The following is a 17,088-nucleotide window of genomic DNA, read 5'->3' as shown; positions in this document are numbered from 1 at the left end:
GAACAGCGATACTGATAATTCAGGCCAGCGATGCCAATTCTTTTGCACGATGCATCAGTCATCGCTGCACCTTCAGGAACCTTTGAAAGCAGCTTGTTCAGCGTGACCTCTCGGTTTCGCCCGCTGCCGGAGATCGATAAATCATTGGCAAAAGCTGCAGGCCCAAACCCCAACAGCAAGAAGCCGAGAAGAATTGCACTGAGGATTCTCATAACCAACGAGATCGCTTTCCCAGCAATAGCCACAGAGGGAAACCGTGGCCCAATCCCTCACTTGTTCTGATCCTCAAGGCATTGCGCTGGAGCCCAGGAGACGATTGAAGGAAACTGCTGCTGTGGTCATCAGTTCAGATGACTGAGGGCAAGGAATGATCGTTGATCAATCCTCATAGGATGACTTGATGCCTGGACTGTTGATCAGCATGCCTTCCTTTCTGGTTCAGATCACCATCCCGTTTGTTCTGGCTCTGTTCCATATCGTTGGACCCATGCCAACCGACCTGGCGACCGATGGCGGTCACCTGAGTCCCTGCCCAGGTCCTGAGCACTGCGCAAGCAGCCAATGGGTCGTTGCAAATTCCTCTGCTGCCCTGGAACAGCTGTCTGAACAAATCGCAGCCACTCCTCGCGCAGAGATTGTCGAGCAGAGCGCTGACTATCTGCATGCCACCTACAGCAGCAGGATCTTCGGTTTCGTCGATGACGTCGAACTCTCTGCAACTGATGCCGTGACTCTCGAGGCGCGTTCCATCTCGCGCCTTGGAGAGTCCGACCTCGGTGTGAATGCACAACGCCTAGAGAGCCTCGGCACGACGATCGAAACTGCGGAAACCTGAATCGAGGCCAGACAAACCTTTTCAACCAACACTGTTGTTACAGCTGGATGCCTGACGAGTCGCACAGGTGTTGACTGAACCCAACACCTGAGCAGCTCCGAAAAGAGCTGCTCAACAGAGACACCGCTTTGCCTTGAATCCAGCCAGCATTCGCAGATTTATCTTCACTCTGATCACCGGATACCTCGCGATCTTTGGGGTTCAGCAACTCCCCTACGAGTTTGAGAATCAGTGGCTTGTTCTGATTCCGGTTCTGATCGTTGTTTACATCGTCACCGTCTGGCTGGATGGAATCTTTTTCAAAGATTCGGCTTTAGAGAAGACAACTGAACCAAGAGCAAAGAAATCTCAGAAGCAATCATCAAGTAAGGGTTTTGGCCAATAAACATCCACAACTCAGAACGGATCACTCGGCTGATCAACTCCACTGCGTCATGCACGGAGCTGCTGATTTGGTGTCCACGCACACGACCGAATTTGGGCGATGACAAGAAGGTTTGCGTGCCTCTCAGCCACGGGTTCCACAACGAGAAAACTCAGCAGCAGAGTGCCGGCTCTGCCTGTGTTTCATGCGCGGCAGGCATACACGCTCAGCACCCTGCCTTCATCGGTACTGCGGGTTCCAATCCGATGACAATGAGCCTCAGCCGGTGGGGTCCTTGAACCCACGTGAATCGTGAAATCAGCCTTTGCTCCACTGGCCAATACAACGACCAGGGCTGTCAGGGAAAGCAGAGCCGTGATCAACTGTCGCATCGCCTGGCATCAGGGCAGTTGATTCTGACGAATGGATGTTCGTCCGGTGACAGCTTGCAGCCATCGAAGCTGATCACGGCTGTCCTGAAAAAGCCTCCGGTCTCCCCTGCGAGGACTGATCCAGCACCCTGAACGCACTCACCATGAAGCATCAGAACGAGGCTCACATCCCCCGAACAGGAGATGCTGCCCGGAGCTGATCGGAAGCTTTGCTGAAAGCGCTTGACCCCGAAACGCTGAATGCAGTAGTACATCAGTACTGCATTCAGCGGGCTATGGACGAGTGGGAGTACGTCGACCCAAGGGAGCTTCAGAACTGGAAAGGGGCTCGGATTTGCCTCACCTGCCAGCACTTCACCTACGGGGTGGATGCTTCCTGCCGAACGATGGTGGCCTGCAATCTCCGCCAGCAACAGCTCCAGCAGGGCGATCACCTGACCAAGCGCTGCCGACACTGGAGCCCCACCTGGCAGGACCAAGCCGGATGGTGCCCGGAGTACGGGTGACGCTGCTGCAGGCCATGGCTAAATCTTCTGTACAGGCCAACAACCCATGTCAGAAGAGCAACTCAAAGCCTTCCTCGAAAAGCTCAAAGCTGATACGAACCTTCAGGAGAAGCTCAAAACAGCTGCTGATGCCAATGCTGTCGTTGCGATTGCAAAAGAATCAGGATTCAGCATCTCTGCCGACGATCTGAAGAAGGCTGAAGCAGAGCTTTCTGAAGAGGAGCTGGAAGGAGTGGCTGGAGGTGAAAGCAAGATAAGTTGCTCAGTTACTTTTTGTGTTTTACCTCCTACTATTTGCTGTTAATTTAAACATACAGAAGCCCACAAGTCAGTCTCAAATTTCTGACACATTGAGAGCAGTGAGCATTAGCCAAAGCCGCTGTAGTTTTTCATTGCTATAACTGCTGAAGAAACCTCATAGCCATGACCGAAGATCAACTCAAAGCATTTATTGAGAAGGTCCAGGGAGACGACAGTCTGCAGAAAAAACTGAAAGCAGCAGCTAATCCTGATGCTGTTATTGCGGTTGCAAAAGACGCTGGCTTTAGCATCTCTGCTGATAACTTGAAGAACGCTCAATCAGAGATTTCCGAAGAAGAATTGGAAGGGGTGGCTGGAGGAGCTGGTCCAAAGGGTGCACTTTATGAGACTATTTTTTGCTCCCTCATATGCTAGGCTCGATAAAATTTTAACACCCTTGAGTATTAGCCTACTTATCAAAATTCTGCCAATGCAATGGCTTTGATTTCTTCAATAGCCCGACTAATCCCATCAATCAGCCTTTAATACCTGGCACGATTGAGCGCAGTTGACGGGTGATAGACAGGGTTTGACGAGCAATCAATCCTGCTATCAACCAGCAACTCCGACTCTCTTGATTCATGAGTACGAATGGACGCCCAGCGAATCAACTCAACAGGAAAAGTTTGATGATGCACAATCCTGCAAAGACCCCAGTCAAAGGCCCAACAACTGGAACCCATGAATAACTCCAATCGGATCCACCTTTGCCTGCGATGGGTAAAACTGCATGAGCAAACCTCGGACCCAGATCTCTTGCCGGATTGATCGCATAACCAGTTGGACCTCCCAGAGATAAGCCAATTCCCCAAACAACAAATCCGAAAATATATGGCAGAGAACCGTCTGAAAAATTGTAGGTGTTGCCGTATTCAGCCAGCGCGCCAGCGATAATCACTAGCGCAGTTGTCGCCAAAGCTTCTGAGAGATAATTTGCAAACTTATTTCTAATCGCAGGAGCTGTTGCAAAAACCGATAACTTGCCTGCTCTGCTTTCCGTTTGCTTCCAATGCGGCAAATAAGCAAGCCAAACAAATACTGCTCCCAGGAATGCTCCAATCAGCTGTGCAACAATTATTGCTGTCACCAACCAGCCAGATGAATACTTGCCAAGTCCATATTTCATCAAGGTAATGACCGGGTTGATATCACCACCCCTGGATCCAGATGCCATCGACGTAAAAATTCCAATCATGACGGCGAAACCCCAGCCTGCCGTAACAACTATCCACCCTGAATCATGCGCTTTCGAAGCCTTTAATGAAACACCAGCACAGACACCACACCCAAACAACACCAGAAAAAGTGTTCCCAGCAATTCACCAATAAAATAATTCTGGTACATAAATTTACTCCTTATGAAATAATTCTATTTCGGCTTTTTCCTGCATGCAACTAAAAAGCAAAGGTGGCTTTGATCAACGAGATCAGGGGCTTTGCGTGAACGATTCAATCATGATCTTTGCAAGCTTTTCTATGTGAATGTTTTCAGCATTGTTCCGACAAACAGATTCAATCAATGCTCTTGTGTCAGTCAGGGCCGCAGCGACATCAGCAGCGATGAACGTGCCGCTCAGGAAAAAACAATTCCTGGCCACCACGATGCGGCCCTTGGCTGAACGGATCCTGCGTACAGATCTTGCGTACGGAGCTTGCGCGCAGCATTCGTGGCGCCAAGCGCCTCCGTCGCTGCCAAAAGTTGCCGAAATCAGGCGAAACCACAAGACAGGCGTTCTGTTCAGCAGCTGGCTTCCCGCCTCACCGGCAGGCGTAGATGGGGCGATGCGGCCCAGGCAACGGCTTGGTCTGAGTGACCATCCCTGCTGCAGTCACAAAAATGGATCTGAGCGGCAGAGCGAAATCAGTTGCCGAATTGTTGCCGAGTTTCACCATCCCTAGTGCCGTTTCGGCTTTGGGGGTTGCGGTACGCGAAACGCTCAATAAAGTCCCATCCAGCGGACGGCGGCGGAACTGCCTGGTGAAACTCGGCGTGACCTCAAGGCCGGATCGAAACAAGGGCTAATGCCTGAAAACACTGAAGCGTTGCTGATCGCCAAGGTTGAGCAACTTTCTGCTGATGTGAAAACGCTGCTCGAGCGGATTCCTTCTCATCAGCGCAAATGGATCACGCCCACTGAGCTGGCAGGGCTCTACGCGACCGAACGATGCGAGGCGTTCTGGGCCACCGCTCCCCTGGCCCAGCACGACACCGCCAAGCAAGACGATCTGGTGCTCAACGCCGACCACTGCCTAGACGCTTGCCGTTATCTGCTGATGGCCACCGCAGACCAGCGCTTCTCCGGCAGCGCCGGCCAAACCAACTTCAAAGTCTGGTGATCACAAACAAGTGAACTATTGTTGCTTCCGGCCCATCTATTAATTGCCAAATTCATGCATCACCATTTCCTTCAGATTAATTACTGGAAAATCCTTCCACTCATGAGTGCATTGCTCATTTCAGCGGTTCCAACAAAAGCTCAGGAGCTGGATCTCGGCGAAGTTTGCGCCTCTAGTGTTGAGGCCGCGACAGTATGCGCAGCAAGTTATTATCATGGAAGCCTAGTTCTTGCGTGCAGCTTAGAGAATAATGGCAGTGTAAATGGTGAATTAAAAAAAGATATCATTCAGGCGGCTAGAAGATCAAATGAAGCATTCAAAAGAACAGCAATAGAAGCAGCCATTAACTTTGCTAGGTCTCAAGATCCTAGTTGTAATTTTTGATTTGGCATCAGCACTAAGAGGGAATGATTCAGACACCTCTAGACGATGGCTCTGGCGGCATACAAAACCTAAGCCCTTAATTGCGCTACAAGTTCACTAATTAGACTGGAGTTGATAACACCCAGGGCTGGTGCATTGGCTCAATTCAACGCTGAAATCGGCCTCAAGGTCAACAGCACACCAGCTGAGCGACAGATTCGCAAAGTTGAGAAAGCGGTCGAGAAAGTAGAGAGCACAAGCCGCAAGATCCTTAGCTTTGATAAGCGAATCGTTCAGGAGCGCCGCAAGGCTCATGATCCGCGACGCCAACGGCCATCGCCGCCTGAAAGTGGACCCCCGCTGCAAACGAGTGATCCGCTCACTGAGCAATCTCGAATATCGGGCAGGAGCGTCAGTGCCCGATCCCAAGTCCGATCACAGTCACATGGCTGATGCCCTCGGATACGCCTGCATCGCGCTCCAGAAAGGCCTACTTCCCTGGAGCCTCGGCGTCACCGGCTTCCGCGTGAGCTAATTCCCAATTGGGGGAGCCTGAAGCCGGCATGTTCACCCTTCCGGGTGATGTGAATCCGATTGATTCCAGAGATGGTGAAGAGGTCCAGGAGGGATGACCTCCACTCTCTAAATCAATCAAATGAAACTCTTCACTTCCATCGCTGCCGCTGCTGTTATCGGCGCTTCAATGATTGTTGCTCCACCTGCTGCTGAGGCTGGCAGAAACTGCCCTGCAGGCACTCGCTATCACAAAATCAAGTCCGGTGGTCTTCTCTTCAAGCGTACTGTTGCTGAAGGATGCTTCACCGACTACGAAGCAAGTAATTTGAGAATGAATGCCAATAATGCTCACAGGGCTCGCGTTCAACAAAACATTCAGAACGCCAATAGGCAGATGTGGGACAACATCAATCGCAACAACAACAGGACACGCAATTGCACAACAAACTTCGTTGGCAATACTGCATACAGCAACTGCTACTGATTTATTAGCTCTTTGTCGGGAAGCCTGAAGCCATGAAAGCGAGGCTGAGAGCTATACAAGACCCGAAAGGGAAAAGCAGGGGGCGTTGAGTAGTCGCTATCGATCTCCCGACAAAACTATTTTCTATTTTATTCTTGAGTTAGCAGCAGACTTCGATGAAACCAAAACATGTCATTGGCTATTCACTACTTGTCATGGCAATGGTGTTTAGTGGAGTAATGCCCAAGATATATGCAGGAAATAAAGACGCCTTGATTTCGCTGGCGAATGCGTCAGCACCCAATGGAACACAGGAAGATAGCTTTGGTGACTTAGCAGATGATCCAGTCTTCAAAGCAGTCATAAGGAATGGCGGCCAAATTGCCTTGGTCACTGAAATAGATCCTATTGCTGACCTACCAGACGCCTCAGGATTGTGGAACCCAAACAATGGCACGATAGAAATAAAGACTGGAGAATACCCCTATGAATATTTCACATCAGTCCTCAAGCATGAAGCTATTCATATGGCCCAGTCATGCAGTAACTTTGCTTATTCGCTTAGCACGCCCTCAGTACCTCTGGGATTGGACGTGACTGCTGAAGGGATGCAAGACTTAGCTACATATAAACACTCTCACCCTGCTTATTATCGGAATCCAGTAGAACGCGAAGCCTACTCTAATGATTCTAAAAGTTCAGAATATGTGGCGAATTTAGTAGATAAGCATTGTGGTTCAAAACCATGGATTGGCTGGCTTGGAAAGATTCGTGGCAGGCTTCAGCTGCTAAGCACTCACTGATTTACACAATCACGCCCCGCCAAGTGCGGGGCTTTTTTATTGCCCTGGAGCCCTTGGCAGGATGTGAGTCACCAGATCGGCGTTGACCCAGCGGATCACACCTGAATCCACATCAGCGATCTGGAACAGGTTGTGGATCTTCGGATCACGGGCAGCGCCGCCGCAATGGATCACCTGCCCCATCCACCAATCCTTCTCGGCCTTCTCTCCAGTCTGAAGGTCGTGCTTGACGATGACCGTCATCCCTGGAGCGACATCCAGAAACACCGGCCCCTCTGACTCGGGCGAGTTGTAGACCCCGCGATCAACCGACATGCCCACAAAACTAGGACACCAGTACTAGCCACGATTGTCCAGGGCTGCAGCGCGGTGGCACTGGAGCCCCACCTGGCAGGACCAAGCCGGATGGTGCCCTGAGTACGGGTGACGCTGCTGCTGGCAATCGCTATGACTTTTGTACTGGCCAATCACCCATGTCAGAAGAACAACTCGAAGCCTTTCTAGAAAAAGTCAAAGCAGACACCAGTCTTCAGAAAAAGCTAAAAGTAGAAGGAGCTGATGTTGTAGCTATTGCAAAGGCTGCTGGGTTCACGATTACCACAGAAGACCTAAAGACTCATCCCCAAAATCTGTCTGATAAGGAGCTGGAAGGTGTGGCTGGTGGTGGCAAGTGGGACACTTGGGCGTGGGCGGAAACCTGTTTTATGGATCCTGGTTGAAATTTGAGATTACAGTCTCAACGCTCAAAGTCCTCGCAACTGCAGAGGCTTTTATTTCTTCAATCACCCCAATAAGTCCATAAATGAGCCTTCAATGCCTGGTACGATTGAGCGCAGTAATTATTAGCCAAAAACGCTTCAAGATATCGTTGCTATAACCGCTATAAACTCCCAGTAGCCATGTCAGAAGAACAGCTCAAAGCGTTCCTAGAGAAAGTCAAAGGCGACAGCAGCCTTCAGGAGAAGCTCAAAGCTGCAGGTGATAATGATGCTGTTGTTGCGATTGCAAAAGAAGCTGGGTTTGCAATTACCGCAGAAGATATTCAATCATTGCAATCGGCAACGGTAGAATTGTCAGACGAGGAGGTGGAAGGTGCAGCTGGCGGCGGAAAAGTGTATTGTCACGATAGTGTATACATTTGGTACTGTAACTACCGACGCCCGACTGTCTCGTAGCCGCTGAGTGTCTATGGGCCTGGCTGGAGCAACAACCTTTTTCACTCAAGTGTGACAAGGCTGCTTGCAGGAGAGACAATGAAATGAACAAAGCCCTTACTCTCAGATGTCAGAAGAGCAGCTCAAAGCCTTCCTGGTGAAGCTCAAAGCAGACACCAACCTTCAGGAGAAGCTGAACGCAGCCGCTGATGCTGATGCTGTGGTTTCTATTGCCAAAGAGGAGGGATTTAGTATTTCTGCGAATGACTTGAAGAACGCTCAATCAGAACTTTCAGATGAGGAACTGGAAGGCGTGGCTGGTGGTTTCTGCACTGCTGATAATATCAGGAGCTGTGTGACGAATCCACGAATTTGCTGATAAAATATTTTTAGTATGGCATCATCAGGCAATTCACTGCTGACTGTGTGGCATCATCCTTCAATTTTTGGTGGATTCTGAGCCTACTCATCAAAGCCCCTGCAACGGCAGAGTTTTTTTATTTCTTCAATCACCCCATACCCACCATCAATCAGACCCAAATAGCATCCGATACCTGGCACGATTGAGCGTAGTTGAGCAGAGATAGTCAGGGCTTAATTAGCAATCAAGTCTGCAATCAACTAGCAACTCCGGCCAACACTCGTTCAGCGGCAGTAATCAACTCCGAATCCCTGGCGTCATCCAGCCAGGGCTGCAGCGACGGCGGCAATGTCGGCCTGATCCAACCAACGGTGATAGGTGTTGTGATGCACCGAGACGGTGTGGCCCATGCACTTTGCTGCCAATGAGGTGGACGGCACTTTGGCGATGGAGCGGATCGCCCAGGCATGGCGGATGTCGTAGAGCGTCATGGTTGCGTGTCTATTCCGCAGCCAGGCCTGCCAATACTCGGCCTCTTTCTTCGCTTTCAAAGAGTCGTACTCAGCCGGACTGCTGACATCACATGAAACGGATCGCTCAGCAGTGAGTCCCGAAACTGGCAGCGCCAGGGCGGTGCGCCATTCCGGCAGCTTGCCCGCTTTCTTCACGCTCAACACTCGCGCAGTTCCATCACCATTCGGCCTGAGGCTGAATGCCTCTGCAGGCCTGCATCCATAAGTGACCAGCGCCCAGGTGAGCCACCACCATTTCTGCCCCTCGTTATCGGCCAACAGGGCAGCGAGCATCTCATCACTCGGAATCTCACGCTCACGGGGTGAATAGGGAGTCCGCAGGGCGTCGAGTCGATCGGCTCCATCAATGCCGACGAGCTTGGCCAGCCGCTTCAGAACCTTGCAGCTCTCCAACCTTGTGCGGCTGCCTGGCTCGGTTGCATCAGTTGGCCCTGGTGAGCGTTCAACCCCAGGGCGATGCGCCGATCCTTTCGTGTTCCATCGGCAGCAGTGAACGTGCCGCGCAGAAAGAAACGATCCTTCGCCACCACGATGCGACCCTTCACCCCACGGGTCTTGAGTGCTGCATTGGTGGCATCGAGCGCTTCCATGGTTGCCGAATCGTTGCCGAATTTCTTGCCGGAATGGTGCCGAAATTACGCGAAACCGCAGGGACACCGCAACTCCCAGGACCTGCTCAAAGCCCTGCCTGCAACTGGACTTCTCTAGTCAGCGACTGAGTTCTTGCCTCACCGGCAGGCGTAGACGGGGCGATGAGGCCCAGGCAATGGCTTGGTCTGAGTGACCATCTGGGTCAAACGACGGCTTAGGGCCACACAGTCTTGGCACTGGCATGGCTCATCGTCATGAACACTGGCATGAACCCGGACAGGCTGAAATCGGCTGCGCATGGGAGACGACCTTTTCTACGTTGTGACGCGCTCCGCTGATTCCGGCCAGCAGTTATCACAATCCTGTGATTGTTTTGCATGAACCAGACGAGTGATGCTTCAGCGAAAAGGAGTCGCCATTTAGGAGGCCATTAACTCAGCCAGATCGAGACCACTCTGAAGAGCTCCCTCCGCCATGCCGAAGCCTGGTCCCGCGATCCAGTCGCCACAGAACCCAACACGGGATTTATTGCACCACTGCAGTGCTTTTGGCATTCCTTGTTTCAAGGGTTGAGCAGCTCCCCAGCGCATCACGCCAAGCGAATGCGCACTGGGCACCCTCCTCTGCAGTGATGGCCAAGGCCCGAGAAGCTCTGGCAAAACACTCAGCAATCGCTGTTCCTGAACGGCCAGAAGCTGTGGCTGCGTATCAGGTGTGATCAACGCACCATCATCAAGACCATGGATCACCAGACCGAGACTCCCCTGCTGCTGTCGCTGCAGCACAAGACGTTCCACACCGAATTGCTGCTGAGCTGGAGGCGTCAGCCAGATCTGCCGAGGCAAAGGATCAAGATCCATCGCTGGAAACTCCAGCATCAGATTCCAGCGAATGCTCGCGTTGAGGCCGGCAATCGAGGCGAGTGCCTGATCAAGCAGAAGATCGTGCTGCTCAGGAACGGCATCACGCAAGGGCACATCGCTCCTGCCAAGCATGGCCAGCGAACGGGGGTGAGCAAGCAGCGTCCCGCTGAGCACAAGATTGCTGGCACACCCCCCACCAGGGAGAACCCAGTTCTCACCATCCCTGGAAAGCGTCTCAATCCGCTCTCCAAAACAAACATCAACTTGATCAGAACCATCAGAAAGCAACGTCTCCGCAACCGAAGCCATCGTTGGGATGCCGCGCCAACGCGGACCCTTCAGCAGGGGGTGATCAGGAGCTGCAACAGCAGCACCGTGATGGTCCAGGCCGACAACAGAGTCATCATCAACGCGAATGACGCCACGCTGTTCCAGCGATTGCATCAGCTCCCGCAAATGCCCTTGAGGCTCGCTCTGAAAACTCAGGGTCGGAGATCCATGATCCAGACGCCAAAGAGGGGCATCGCGCCGCCGCCTGGTGGCACAGCGTCCACCGGGCCCTCGACCAGCTTCCAGAATTTGAATGGTCCCGCGCCAGCCCCTGTTGCTCAGAGCTGACACCAGAGCGCAACCGGACAGCCCAGCTCCGATCACAACAAGATCAACATTCTTGCCAGGCATGGAAACCGCTGGAGAAGGCTCAAGTCTGAAGGGGCCAACAAAAAAAGACGGGTGGCGGCCCGTCTTCACCCTCCCCTAGCGCTTGCCGAAGCAGAACTCCGTACACACTCCTTGCGGCGTGCATAGGTCTCAGGCGCCCTAGGAATCGATACTCAAATCACTGCACATGGAGGCTCAATTTCAACACCTTGAATCAAGCCCTGTGCAGGTCACCGTGATCGCCAAAGCAACCTGAAAAAGCAGCAGGCAAGACAGCACAAGCGCAAACGTCGGCACGATTTGCAACCATCAGTGAGGACGAAGTCAAGCGATCCTGGCTGCTGAGCGTTGACTGATGACATTCCACATCCAGGCCAATCCAACGCAGTGGAGGCTTGATACGTTGAACCAAGCCATCTCTAGCCTCGGTGAAAATCCTTCTCAATGAGAGCTTCAAGGGATGGCATAAAACAATCAAACAATTAGATTGGGAGCATAAAATATTAATCTGCTGCGGGCATAAACCCACGGCTATTTCCATGGCAACGCTGTTTGCCATTGACCCGGAATCCAAGACTGACCATCTGATCGGAATCTGCACCTCTCAAAGCGAGTGCCTCGAGTTAATTCAAGAATCCCTCGATCCATTATTGATCTTCATCAGCGGACGCCTTGATGACGGCTCAGGCATTGGCCTGATCCACGCCATTCACGATCAGGCTCCAACGACATCAGGGGAAGACCACATCACTGTGCTGACACTCAACACAGTCAATCCGTCATCACTCAAGGAAGCACTGGATTCAAGCGCAAACATCATTCTGACCCAACGCGGATTTGAAACATTGACAATTGACCACGTGATCCATTCGGTTAAAAAGAAAATTAATTACGTTGACCCCCTGATTCACCACATTCTCGACCCCAGCCACCTAAAAAAAAGCGACCTTCTCTCAAAGCGTGAGCTCAATGTTCTCGAGTTAGTTTGCAACGGCATGACCAATCATGAAATTGGAGATGAATTGCACATTGCAGACGTCACAGCACGACAACATGTTCAATCAGTGATCAGGAAGCTCCATACAAGGAACAGAACTGATAGCGCTGTCAAGGCCATCCGCGAGGAATTAGTCGAATAGCAGAGAATCAAACGCACATATATTCGCGAGCAATAAACGTGAGAGCAGACAATATTGACTACCTATGCCGCAAATCGCTTTTCTATTAAATCTTTTACACTATAACCAACGACTTTAAAAAATTGACAGTTTAATGTTTCTGGCATTCAGCCTCCCCGACCTGAAAGCAAGCAGGATGATAACTAACAGAAATCACCCAAAAGTCTGGAAAAGGTCCTGAACACTGCGAGAACGACAACTACGAACGCGCTTCAAGTGCCAGAGCTGAAGACATTCTTTTCTCTTCATTCACAAGGAAATCAGACCACATGCCAACAAGGAAACTGAGCGTGGATAAAGCACGAACCTGCTCTTTGGAGCCCGGCTGGGTGTACTTGAAGTCCATAAACATCTGATCAGCAATGGACTGCTGCTCCTTACAACGCGAATCAATCGACATCAATCAACCTCTTGCTTTAACGGAAGGCAGGTCGGTCGGCTGAGCCAGCACGTAGACCACACCTGCAGTGATCACAGCAGCGAAGGCAATGAGCCCGTAGATGGCAGCAGAGTAATCAGTCATCCCTGGGCATGTGAACTTTCATTAAGAACCCTAGTCTATTTGTAAAGCTGTGTAACTAGGTGATTGTGCTGGTCGCGCGCCAGCCAGCGCCACTGCCGTATCAGAGGGGAAGGCTCTGGCTAGGCTTTGTGGCTAGGTTTCGTGCCCGTCTCGATCGACTATGACGCGCACGATTGCCGTAAGCGGTGCCTCGGGCAAAACAGGCTTCCGTGTTGCTGAAGAAGTTCTGGCTTCAGGCGATCAGGCCAGGCTGCTTCTGCGTCCTGATTCTCAGATTCCATCATCACTGGAGAGCTGTGAGCAGCACCGACTCAGCCTGATGGATGCCAAGGCCTTGGACGACTCTCTGCGCGGCGTGGACGCGCTGGTGATCGCGACAGGAGCACGTCCATCCGTTGACCTGACGGGGCCCATGAAAGTGGATGCCTGGGGCGTCGAGCGCCAGATCGAAAGCTGCAAGCGCGTTGGTGTGAAACGCGTGGTGCTGGTCAGTTCGTTGTGCGCAGGGCGCTGGAAACACCCCCTCAACCTGTTTGGCTTGATCCTGGTTTGGAAGCGTGTTGGTGAACGCAATCTGGAAAACAGCGGACTCGACTGGACAGTGATCCGGCCTGGTGGACTCAACGAGCGCGAAGATGATCTGGACGAGGAAGGCGTGCTCTGGACTGGAGCTGACAAGCAGGAAAGCGATTCAATCCCTCGCCGCCTGGTTGCACGCTGCTGCGTCGAAGCCTTGAACACCTCCGATTCGATCGGAAAAATCCTTGAAGTCACCAGTTCAAGGCAGCAACCCGTGGTGAGCTTGCAGGACGCAATCGCCAGCTGTTGAGTCGTTAGGGGCAACCAGTCCTGACAACATCGACAGAGCAGAACGCGAGGCATGATCATGCTCTCCACCGTTGTTCTGCAGTTCTGTGCCCTGGAAGCCGGCCGAAGCCTGGACCAGCCTCACCCCCCGGTCAGGACGGCGTCATTTCCGCATTGTTCTGCAGGGTGGACGCGGCTCTGAGCGCTGGGTTGAGCTGGCTTCACTGCTGGAGCCTCAGGTGCGACTCAGGGAAAGCTGGACGCAGCTTCAAGACAATGCGCAATGGCAGAGCGGCTGGCAGCCGATCCCCCCAGACGACTCAGAGGGAATCTGAAGCCAAGGGCTTGGTGGCGATCACAGCAAAAAAGGGATCTCCCTTCGCGCCGACCCAACCGAGAGGGCCGGATTGCTGCGTCTGTTCAGCAACCAATTCAGGCTTAGGCCATCCCTGAGCCATCATCACCTCCGCCACGTAGCGAAGGTGGTCACCGTCACCCCCATCGGTCCAGATCTGAGGCGCCTTCGTGAAAAACATGCGATTGCTGAAGGCACAGATCACCTGCCCCTTGGGGCGCGTGATGCGCAGCAGCTCGGCGGCCACAGACTCCGGCTGCTGCAGATACTGCCAGCCGGCCACGATCAAGGTGCAATCGACACTGGCATCGTCGAGAGGAAGTGTCTGATCGCGATTCAGGTTCTGCACCCAGTGACGATCGAGACGCGGATTGGCCTGCAACTCCTGAGCATTCAACCCATGGCCGATCACCTGCTCGTAGCGCTGGTCTTCGGGCAGATGACTCACCCAGCTGCTCATCAGATCGAGCACAACCGCACAACTGGGGATGCGCTCGCGATAGAGCTGCGTCAAGCGCAGACGAAATGCTGCATCGAGATGCTGAACAAAACGGGGGTCGCTGTAGAACAGCGCGTCATCGCTGTCATCGAGCTTGAAGCGCTCGTTGTCGTTCAAGACCTGCACGACCACGGGGAATTCCTGCTGTCCAATCAACCCGGAAGCTAAAGAAACCAGCGACGAAGCGCGTCCCTTAGCGCGTTGCAGTACACAGCTGGTGCTGGTTGCTGGTTGATCAAAGAGACAAGATCTCCAGCAATTGCTTCTGAGCCCGCTGTCCAGTGATCGCATGGGCAGCCATCGCTCCGCTGGCGGCCACAGGCGGAATGCCGATACCGGGGAAGGTGCTGGCTCCACATTGAAGAAAACCTTGCACAGGCGTCTGCACACCTGGAAACAACCCGTTGGCCGCCGACAGAGCCGGTCCATAACTGCCCTGATGAACGGACAGGAAATGACGATGGGTGAGAGGCGTGCCTTCCATCACGATCCGACAGCGACTGCGCAGATCCGGGATGCGCTGCTCAAGCACCTTCCAGAACACCGAACAGCGCTGCTCACGCTGCTTGTAGTAGGCAGCCGTTGAACGCTCCAAACCACTCCAGAGTGACCACGGTTCATTGGCCGGTGTGTAGGCATGCAGAACGTGCTGGCCGGCAGGAGCCATCGAGGCATCAAGCACGGACGGGATCGAAACCACCACGGCATTGCGTTCGGCCTCGATTCCCCGGTCCCAGTCTCCAACCCACACCGTATGAATGGGCAGATCCTCGAGGCCACTGGCATCAAAGCCCAGATGCAGATGGAGAAAGGAAGCACAGGCTGGAGTTTCTAGGCGTTGATGGCGCCAGGAGGGCGATGTCGCTTCAGGCAACAGCTTCGCCGTACTCCAGGCATCAGCGTTACTGACCACATGATCCGCAGCGAACTGTTCACCGTTGACCAGCTCGACGCCGACGGCCCGATCTCCATCCAGCAGGACACGCTTCACACGGGCGCCAAGCCGCAGGCTGCCGCCATGTTTCTCAAGACCACGGACGAGGGCCTGCACCACGGAAGCACTGCCGCCCTTGGGAAAATCGAGGCAGGCCTCGGGTTCGAACCATTCACCAAACAGTGTTGCCATGGCCGCCGCATTGGTGTCGGCCATTGGCATTCCACTGATCAGGAAACACAGCAGATCAACCCAATGGCGAAGGAAGGGATCCTGAAGGTGGCGATCCACCAAAGGACCGAAGGCACCGCTGAGATGGCGCAGAGCCGGCAGGTGGGGAAGCAAGCGACCGCTGCGTCGCAGAAGTGGTCCAAGACTGTCGAGTCCACCCGGCGGTAATGCCAGTAACGGCAGTGCGTCCGCCGCTGCTGCAATGGGCTGCAAAACCTCAGCGAAACGACGCCACTCCTCGACCGCCGCCGTGCCTCGCAGATCAGCGACAACCTGTTCGAAGCCGTCAGCACCCACCCCGACACGCAGATGCCCCTCGGGGAACAACACATCCCAGTCTCGATAGGGAATGACCTCCAGAGGTTCATCCAAGGCCCTGAGAATCTGGGCCAGTGGGTTGCTGCTTGGCCATCGGCCAAGTCCGCTCCAGAGAGAAGGGCCAGATTCGAACTGATAGCCCTGCCGCTCAAATCCATGAGCGGCTCCACCCGGATGGCCATGAGCTTCGAGAACCATCACCTCGTGGCCGGCTCTGGCACAGAGCGCAGCACAACAGAGACCACCGATTCCGCTGCCGATCACGATCACCTCACACTTGGTGGTCATGGTGTGATCCGCACGGTGACTGGTCAGTTCATAGCGGGTCGGAGCTCAATTCCGACACATGAACATCGGCTGTCACCAATATGGCGATCCGAGATCAACCGAAAACTGCTTCAGTGAACAGAGAGAACAGGTGGATGGATTGATCGCTCTGCCTCTGATTTTGCTGGGCTTGGCCTGGCTTCAGGAGCTGGTGGATCAACTGCTCCTCGGCGGACGCTGGAACCTGGCGATGGGTCCTGGAACACCCTGGTGGACGTTGTTGACAGCACCATTCAGCCACCAAGGCTTCGGCCATCTGCTCACGAACAGCCTGGTGTTCCTACCGCTGAGCTACCTCGTACTGGCCAGAAGCCGAAGGGCCTACCTGAGCATCTGGATTGCCGTGATCGCCCTGGAGATTCCGGTCTGGCTGTTTTGGCCGGTTGGTTCACACGGCATATCCGGAGTGGTCTACGGGTTGCTGGGCTATCTGGTGCTGATCGGATTTCTGGAACGACGTCCTCTGCCAATCCTGCTGAGCACCATCGCGCTGCTGCTCTACGGAAGCGCCCTGCCTGGCCTGCTTCCCTGGGCATCTCCCACTGGCGTGAGCTGGATCGGACATACATCCGGATTTCTCGCCGGAATGCTGGCAGCGCTGGCGGTGCATCGATCGCCGAATCAGCTGACTGACTGATCGCTGTCAGCACTCTCCTCGGCAACCTCGGTTTTGAACAGGAAGCGACTGGAAAGACGCACCGCGAGAACGGAGGCAGCCGCTCCATAGCCGATGAAAGTGGCGGCCTGACCGAAACTCCCTTCCTGATAGAGATCAGCGTGGAGGAGAAACCAATCCACGAGAGAGGAAGCAGTGCCCCAGACCACCACCCAGACCGAAACGTAAATCACTCCTCGTGAGGTGTTGTTCAAGACGA

The 17,088-nt window shown here is 53.5% G+C and carries 29 protein-coding genes; 17 read left to right on the top strand and 12 right to left on the bottom strand.

Annotated features, from left to right (window positions below; all coding sequences use genetic code 11):
* The first annotated feature begins 421 nt into the window (after positions 1-421).
* Positions 422-835: a DUF1499 domain-containing protein gene (locus tag AC6EI9_RS00635; protein ID WP_498468561.1), complete on the top strand. Its 414-nt coding sequence runs from the start codon at positions 422-424 to the stop codon at positions 833-835.
* A gap of 133 nt (positions 836-968) precedes the next feature.
* On the top strand, positions 969-1,220 hold the full coding sequence (locus tag AC6EI9_RS00630) for a hypothetical protein (protein WP_498468560.1): 252 nt from the start codon (positions 969-971) through the stop codon (positions 1,218-1,220).
* A 182-nt stretch (positions 1,221-1,402) separates the two neighbouring features.
* Here the strand turns inward: AC6EI9_RS00630 and AC6EI9_RS00625 are convergent, their stop codons facing one another.
* The gene (locus AC6EI9_RS00625) at positions 1,403-1,591 is read right to left on the bottom strand and encodes a hypothetical protein (RefSeq protein ID WP_498468559.1); all 189 of its coding nucleotides are present in this window, start codon (positions 1,589-1,591) and stop codon (positions 1,403-1,405) included.
* A 209-nt stretch (positions 1,592-1,800) separates the two neighbouring features.
* Here AC6EI9_RS00625 and AC6EI9_RS00620 point away from each other — a divergent pair, with 209 nt between their 5' ends.
* The 3 genes from AC6EI9_RS00620 (at position 1,801) to AC6EI9_RS00610 (ending at position 2,772) form a co-directional block, all read left to right on the top strand.
* A complete protein-coding gene (locus AC6EI9_RS00620) occupies positions 1,801-2,097 on the top strand; it encodes a hypothetical protein (RefSeq protein ID WP_498468558.1) in 297 nt (98 codons plus the stop codon).
* Between the two features lie 46 nt (positions 2,098-2,143).
* Positions 2,144-2,401, top strand: coding sequence for a Nif11-like leader peptide family natural product precursor (locus tag AC6EI9_RS00615; protein WP_498468557.1), 258 nt, complete (start codon positions 2,144-2,146; stop codon positions 2,399-2,401).
* Between the two features lie 119 nt (positions 2,402-2,520).
* Complete coding sequence (locus tag AC6EI9_RS00610; RefSeq protein ID WP_498468556.1) at positions 2,521-2,772, top strand: Nif11-like leader peptide family natural product precursor; 252 nt, start codon at positions 2,521-2,523, stop codon at positions 2,770-2,772.
* 232 nt (positions 2,773-3,004) lie between these two features.
* Here AC6EI9_RS00610 and AC6EI9_RS00605 read toward each other — a convergent pair whose 3' ends face one another.
* The 3 genes from AC6EI9_RS00605 to AC6EI9_RS00595 form a co-directional block, all read right to left on the bottom strand.
* Entirely contained in the window at positions 3,005-3,742 is a 738-nt protein-coding gene (locus AC6EI9_RS00605) for an MIP/aquaporin family protein (RefSeq protein ID WP_498468554.1), read from the bottom strand.
* Between the two features lie 82 nt (positions 3,743-3,824).
* A complete protein-coding gene (locus AC6EI9_RS00600) occupies positions 3,825-4,121 on the bottom strand; it encodes a hypothetical protein (RefSeq protein ID WP_498468553.1) in 297 nt (98 codons plus the stop codon).
* A 34-nt stretch (positions 4,122-4,155) separates the two neighbouring features.
* Positions 4,156-4,413: a hypothetical protein gene (locus AC6EI9_RS00595; RefSeq protein ID WP_498468551.1), complete on the bottom strand. Its 258-nt coding sequence runs from the start codon at positions 4,411-4,413 to the stop codon at positions 4,156-4,158.
* A gap of 6 nt (positions 4,414-4,419) precedes the next feature.
* On the opposite strand from AC6EI9_RS00595, the gene AC6EI9_RS00590 reads away from it, so the two are divergent.
* From AC6EI9_RS00590 to AC6EI9_RS00570, 5 genes are all read left to right on the top strand, one after another.
* Positions 4,420-4,734 carry a hypothetical protein gene (locus tag AC6EI9_RS00590; RefSeq protein ID WP_498468550.1) on the top strand — a complete coding sequence of 105 codons (315 nt, stop codon included), beginning with the start codon at positions 4,420-4,422 and terminating at the stop codon, positions 4,732-4,734.
* 102 nt (positions 4,735-4,836) lie between these two features.
* Positions 4,837-5,118, top strand: a complete 282-nt coding sequence (locus tag AC6EI9_RS00585; protein ID WP_498468549.1) for a hypothetical protein — start codon at positions 4,837-4,839, stop codon at positions 5,116-5,118.
* A 292-nt stretch (positions 5,119-5,410) separates the two neighbouring features.
* Positions 5,411-5,632, top strand: a complete 222-nt coding sequence (locus tag AC6EI9_RS00580) for a hypothetical protein (protein WP_498468548.1) — start codon at positions 5,411-5,413, stop codon at positions 5,630-5,632.
* A gap of 120 nt (positions 5,633-5,752) precedes the next feature.
* The gene (locus AC6EI9_RS00575; RefSeq protein WP_498468547.1) at positions 5,753-6,097 is read left to right on the top strand and encodes a hypothetical protein; all 345 of its coding nucleotides are present in this window, start codon (positions 5,753-5,755) and stop codon (positions 6,095-6,097) included.
* A gap of 155 nt (positions 6,098-6,252) precedes the next feature.
* Entirely contained in the window at positions 6,253-6,879 is a 627-nt protein-coding gene (locus AC6EI9_RS00570; protein WP_498468546.1) for a hypothetical protein, read from the top strand.
* Positions 6,880-6,915: 36 nt separating this feature from the next.
* Here AC6EI9_RS00570 and AC6EI9_RS00565 read toward each other — a convergent pair whose 3' ends face one another.
* On the bottom strand, positions 6,916-7,194 hold the full coding sequence (locus AC6EI9_RS00565) for a DUF3104 domain-containing protein (RefSeq protein WP_498468545.1): 279 nt from the start codon (positions 7,192-7,194) through the stop codon (positions 6,916-6,918).
* A gap of 158 nt (positions 7,195-7,352) precedes the next feature.
* On the opposite strand from AC6EI9_RS00565, the gene AC6EI9_RS00560 reads away from it, so the two are divergent.
* From AC6EI9_RS00560 to AC6EI9_RS00550, 3 genes are all read left to right on the top strand, one after another.
* On the top strand, positions 7,353-7,598 hold the full coding sequence (locus AC6EI9_RS00560; RefSeq protein WP_498468544.1) for a Nif11-like leader peptide family natural product precursor: 246 nt from the start codon (positions 7,353-7,355) through the stop codon (positions 7,596-7,598).
* A gap of 180 nt (positions 7,599-7,778) precedes the next feature.
* Positions 7,779-8,054 carry a Nif11-like leader peptide family natural product precursor gene (locus tag AC6EI9_RS00555; RefSeq protein WP_498468543.1) on the top strand — a complete coding sequence of 92 codons (276 nt, stop codon included), beginning with the start codon at positions 7,779-7,781 and terminating at the stop codon, positions 8,052-8,054.
* 106 nt (positions 8,055-8,160) lie between these two features.
* Positions 8,161-8,412 carry a Nif11-like leader peptide family natural product precursor gene (locus AC6EI9_RS00550; protein WP_498468542.1) on the top strand — a complete coding sequence of 84 codons (252 nt, stop codon included), beginning with the start codon at positions 8,161-8,163 and terminating at the stop codon, positions 8,410-8,412.
* 299 nt (positions 8,413-8,711) lie between these two features.
* Here AC6EI9_RS00550 and AC6EI9_RS00545 read toward each other — a convergent pair whose 3' ends face one another.
* The 3 genes from AC6EI9_RS00545 to AC6EI9_RS00535 form a co-directional block, all read right to left on the bottom strand.
* Complete coding sequence (locus tag AC6EI9_RS00545; RefSeq protein WP_498468541.1) at positions 8,712-9,320, bottom strand: site-specific integrase; 609 nt, start codon at positions 9,318-9,320, stop codon at positions 8,712-8,714.
* Positions 9,299-9,517 (bottom strand): hypothetical protein, encoded by a 219-nt coding sequence (locus tag AC6EI9_RS00540; protein ID WP_498468540.1) that lies wholly within the window; start codon positions 9,515-9,517, stop codon positions 9,299-9,301. The genes AC6EI9_RS00545 and AC6EI9_RS00540 overlap by 22 nt, the downstream gene beginning before the upstream one ends.
* 420 nt (positions 9,518-9,937) lie before the next feature.
* Positions 9,938-11,062, bottom strand: a complete 1,125-nt coding sequence (locus AC6EI9_RS00535) for an NAD(P)-binding protein (protein WP_498468539.1) — start codon at positions 11,060-11,062, stop codon at positions 9,938-9,940.
* Between the two features lie 407 nt (positions 11,063-11,469).
* Here AC6EI9_RS00535 and AC6EI9_RS00530 point away from each other — a divergent pair, with 407 nt between their 5' ends.
* The gene (locus tag AC6EI9_RS00530; protein WP_498468538.1) at positions 11,470-12,180 is read left to right on the top strand and encodes a LuxR C-terminal-related transcriptional regulator; all 711 of its coding nucleotides are present in this window, start codon (positions 11,470-11,472) and stop codon (positions 12,178-12,180) included.
* Between the two features lie 238 nt (positions 12,181-12,418).
* On the opposite strand, the gene AC6EI9_RS00525 is transcribed toward AC6EI9_RS00530, so the two are convergent.
* Positions 12,419-12,619, bottom strand: coding sequence for a hypothetical protein (locus tag AC6EI9_RS00525; protein WP_498468537.1), 201 nt, complete (start codon positions 12,617-12,619; stop codon positions 12,419-12,421).
* A gap of 283 nt (positions 12,620-12,902) precedes the next feature.
* On the opposite strand from AC6EI9_RS00525, the gene AC6EI9_RS00520 reads away from it, so the two are divergent.
* The gene (locus AC6EI9_RS00520; protein ID WP_498468536.1) at positions 12,903-13,571 is read left to right on the top strand and encodes an SDR family oxidoreductase; all 669 of its coding nucleotides are present in this window, start codon (positions 12,903-12,905) and stop codon (positions 13,569-13,571) included.
* 85 nt (positions 13,572-13,656) lie between these two features.
* Complete coding sequence (locus tag AC6EI9_RS00515; RefSeq protein WP_498468534.1) at positions 13,657-13,884, top strand: TIGR02450 family Trp-rich protein; 228 nt, start codon at positions 13,657-13,659, stop codon at positions 13,882-13,884.
* Here the strand turns inward: AC6EI9_RS00515 and AC6EI9_RS00510 are convergent.
* On the bottom strand, positions 13,870-14,535 hold the full coding sequence (locus tag AC6EI9_RS00510) for a methyltransferase domain-containing protein (protein WP_498468533.1): 666 nt from the start codon (positions 14,533-14,535) through the stop codon (positions 13,870-13,872). The genes AC6EI9_RS00515 and AC6EI9_RS00510 overlap by 15 nt on opposite strands.
* A gap of 103 nt (positions 14,536-14,638) precedes the next feature.
* Complete coding sequence (locus AC6EI9_RS00505; protein ID WP_498468532.1) at positions 14,639-16,174, bottom strand: phytoene desaturase family protein; 1,536 nt, start codon at positions 16,172-16,174, stop codon at positions 14,639-14,641.
* Between the two features lie 139 nt (positions 16,175-16,313).
* Here AC6EI9_RS00505 and AC6EI9_RS00500 point away from each other — a divergent pair, with 139 nt between their 5' ends.
* Positions 16,314-16,850, top strand: coding sequence for a rhomboid family intramembrane serine protease (locus AC6EI9_RS00500; RefSeq protein WP_498470111.1), 537 nt, complete (start codon positions 16,314-16,316; stop codon positions 16,848-16,850).
* On the opposite strand, the gene AC6EI9_RS00495 is transcribed toward AC6EI9_RS00500, so the two are convergent.
* Positions 16,835-17,083 carry a hypothetical protein gene (locus AC6EI9_RS00495; protein ID WP_498468531.1) on the bottom strand — a complete coding sequence of 83 codons (249 nt, stop codon included), beginning with the start codon at positions 17,081-17,083 and terminating at the stop codon, positions 16,835-16,837. The two genes, AC6EI9_RS00500 and AC6EI9_RS00495, sit on opposite strands and share 16 nt — an antisense overlap.
* Positions 17,084-17,088 lie beyond the last annotated feature (5 nt).

It is taken from the genome of Synechococcus sp. MIT2312 (assembly GCF_059772315.1).
Note: the sequence above shows the minus strand (reverse complement) of the source record. Positions and strands in the feature narration are given on the sequence as shown.

What these genes read in the sequence shown, in the direction of transcription:
- AC6EI9_RS00635 (WP_498468561.1), top strand. Translation starts at nt 422, where the DNA reads ATGCCTTCCTTTCTGGTTCAGATCACCATCCCGTTTGTTCTGGCTCTG.
- AC6EI9_RS00625 (WP_498468559.1), bottom strand. Translation starts at nt 1,591, where the DNA reads ATGCGACAGTTGATCACGGCTCTGCTTTCCCTGACAGCCCTGGTCGTT.
- AC6EI9_RS00615 (WP_498468557.1), top strand. Translation starts at nt 2,144, where the DNA reads ATGTCAGAAGAGCAACTCAAAGCCTTCCTCGAAAAGCTCAAAGCTGAT.
- AC6EI9_RS00610 (WP_498468556.1), top strand. Translation starts at nt 2,521, where the DNA reads ATGACCGAAGATCAACTCAAAGCATTTATTGAGAAGGTCCAGGGAGAC.
- AC6EI9_RS00605 (WP_498468554.1), bottom strand. Translation starts at nt 3,742, where the DNA reads ATGTACCAGAATTATTTTATTGGTGAATTGCTGGGAACACTTTTTCTG.
- AC6EI9_RS00590 (WP_498468550.1), top strand. Translation starts at nt 4,420, where the DNA reads ATGCCTGAAAACACTGAAGCGTTGCTGATCGCCAAGGTTGAGCAACTT.
- AC6EI9_RS00585 (WP_498468549.1), top strand. Translation starts at nt 4,837, where the DNA reads ATGAGTGCATTGCTCATTTCAGCGGTTCCAACAAAAGCTCAGGAGCTG.
- AC6EI9_RS00580 (WP_498468548.1), top strand. Translation starts at nt 5,411, where the DNA reads ATGATCCGCGACGCCAACGGCCATCGCCGCCTGAAAGTGGACCCCCGC.
- AC6EI9_RS00575 (WP_498468547.1), top strand. Translation starts at nt 5,753, where the DNA reads ATGAAACTCTTCACTTCCATCGCTGCCGCTGCTGTTATCGGCGCTTCA.
- AC6EI9_RS00570 (WP_498468546.1), top strand. Translation starts at nt 6,253, where the DNA reads ATGAAACCAAAACATGTCATTGGCTATTCACTACTTGTCATGGCAATG.
- AC6EI9_RS00565 (WP_498468545.1), bottom strand. Translation starts at nt 7,194, where the DNA reads ATGTCGGTTGATCGCGGGGTCTACAACTCGCCCGAGTCAGAGGGGCCG.
- AC6EI9_RS00560 (WP_498468544.1), top strand. Translation starts at nt 7,353, where the DNA reads ATGTCAGAAGAACAACTCGAAGCCTTTCTAGAAAAAGTCAAAGCAGAC.
- AC6EI9_RS00555 (WP_498468543.1), top strand. Translation starts at nt 7,779, where the DNA reads ATGTCAGAAGAACAGCTCAAAGCGTTCCTAGAGAAAGTCAAAGGCGAC.
- AC6EI9_RS00550 (WP_498468542.1), top strand. Translation starts at nt 8,161, where the DNA reads ATGTCAGAAGAGCAGCTCAAAGCCTTCCTGGTGAAGCTCAAAGCAGAC.
- AC6EI9_RS00540 (WP_498468540.1), bottom strand. Translation starts at nt 9,517, where the DNA reads ATGGAAGCGCTCGATGCCACCAATGCAGCACTCAAGACCCGTGGGGTG.
- AC6EI9_RS00535 (WP_498468539.1), bottom strand. Translation starts at nt 11,062, where the DNA reads ATGCCTGGCAAGAATGTTGATCTTGTTGTGATCGGAGCTGGGCTGTCC.
- AC6EI9_RS00525 (WP_498468537.1), bottom strand. Translation starts at nt 12,619, where the DNA reads ATGTCGATTGATTCGCGTTGTAAGGAGCAGCAGTCCATTGCTGATCAG.
- AC6EI9_RS00520 (WP_498468536.1), top strand. Translation starts at nt 12,903, where the DNA reads ATGACGCGCACGATTGCCGTAAGCGGTGCCTCGGGCAAAACAGGCTTC.
- AC6EI9_RS00505 (WP_498468532.1), bottom strand. Translation starts at nt 16,174, where the DNA reads ATGACCACCAAGTGTGAGGTGATCGTGATCGGCAGCGGAATCGGTGGT.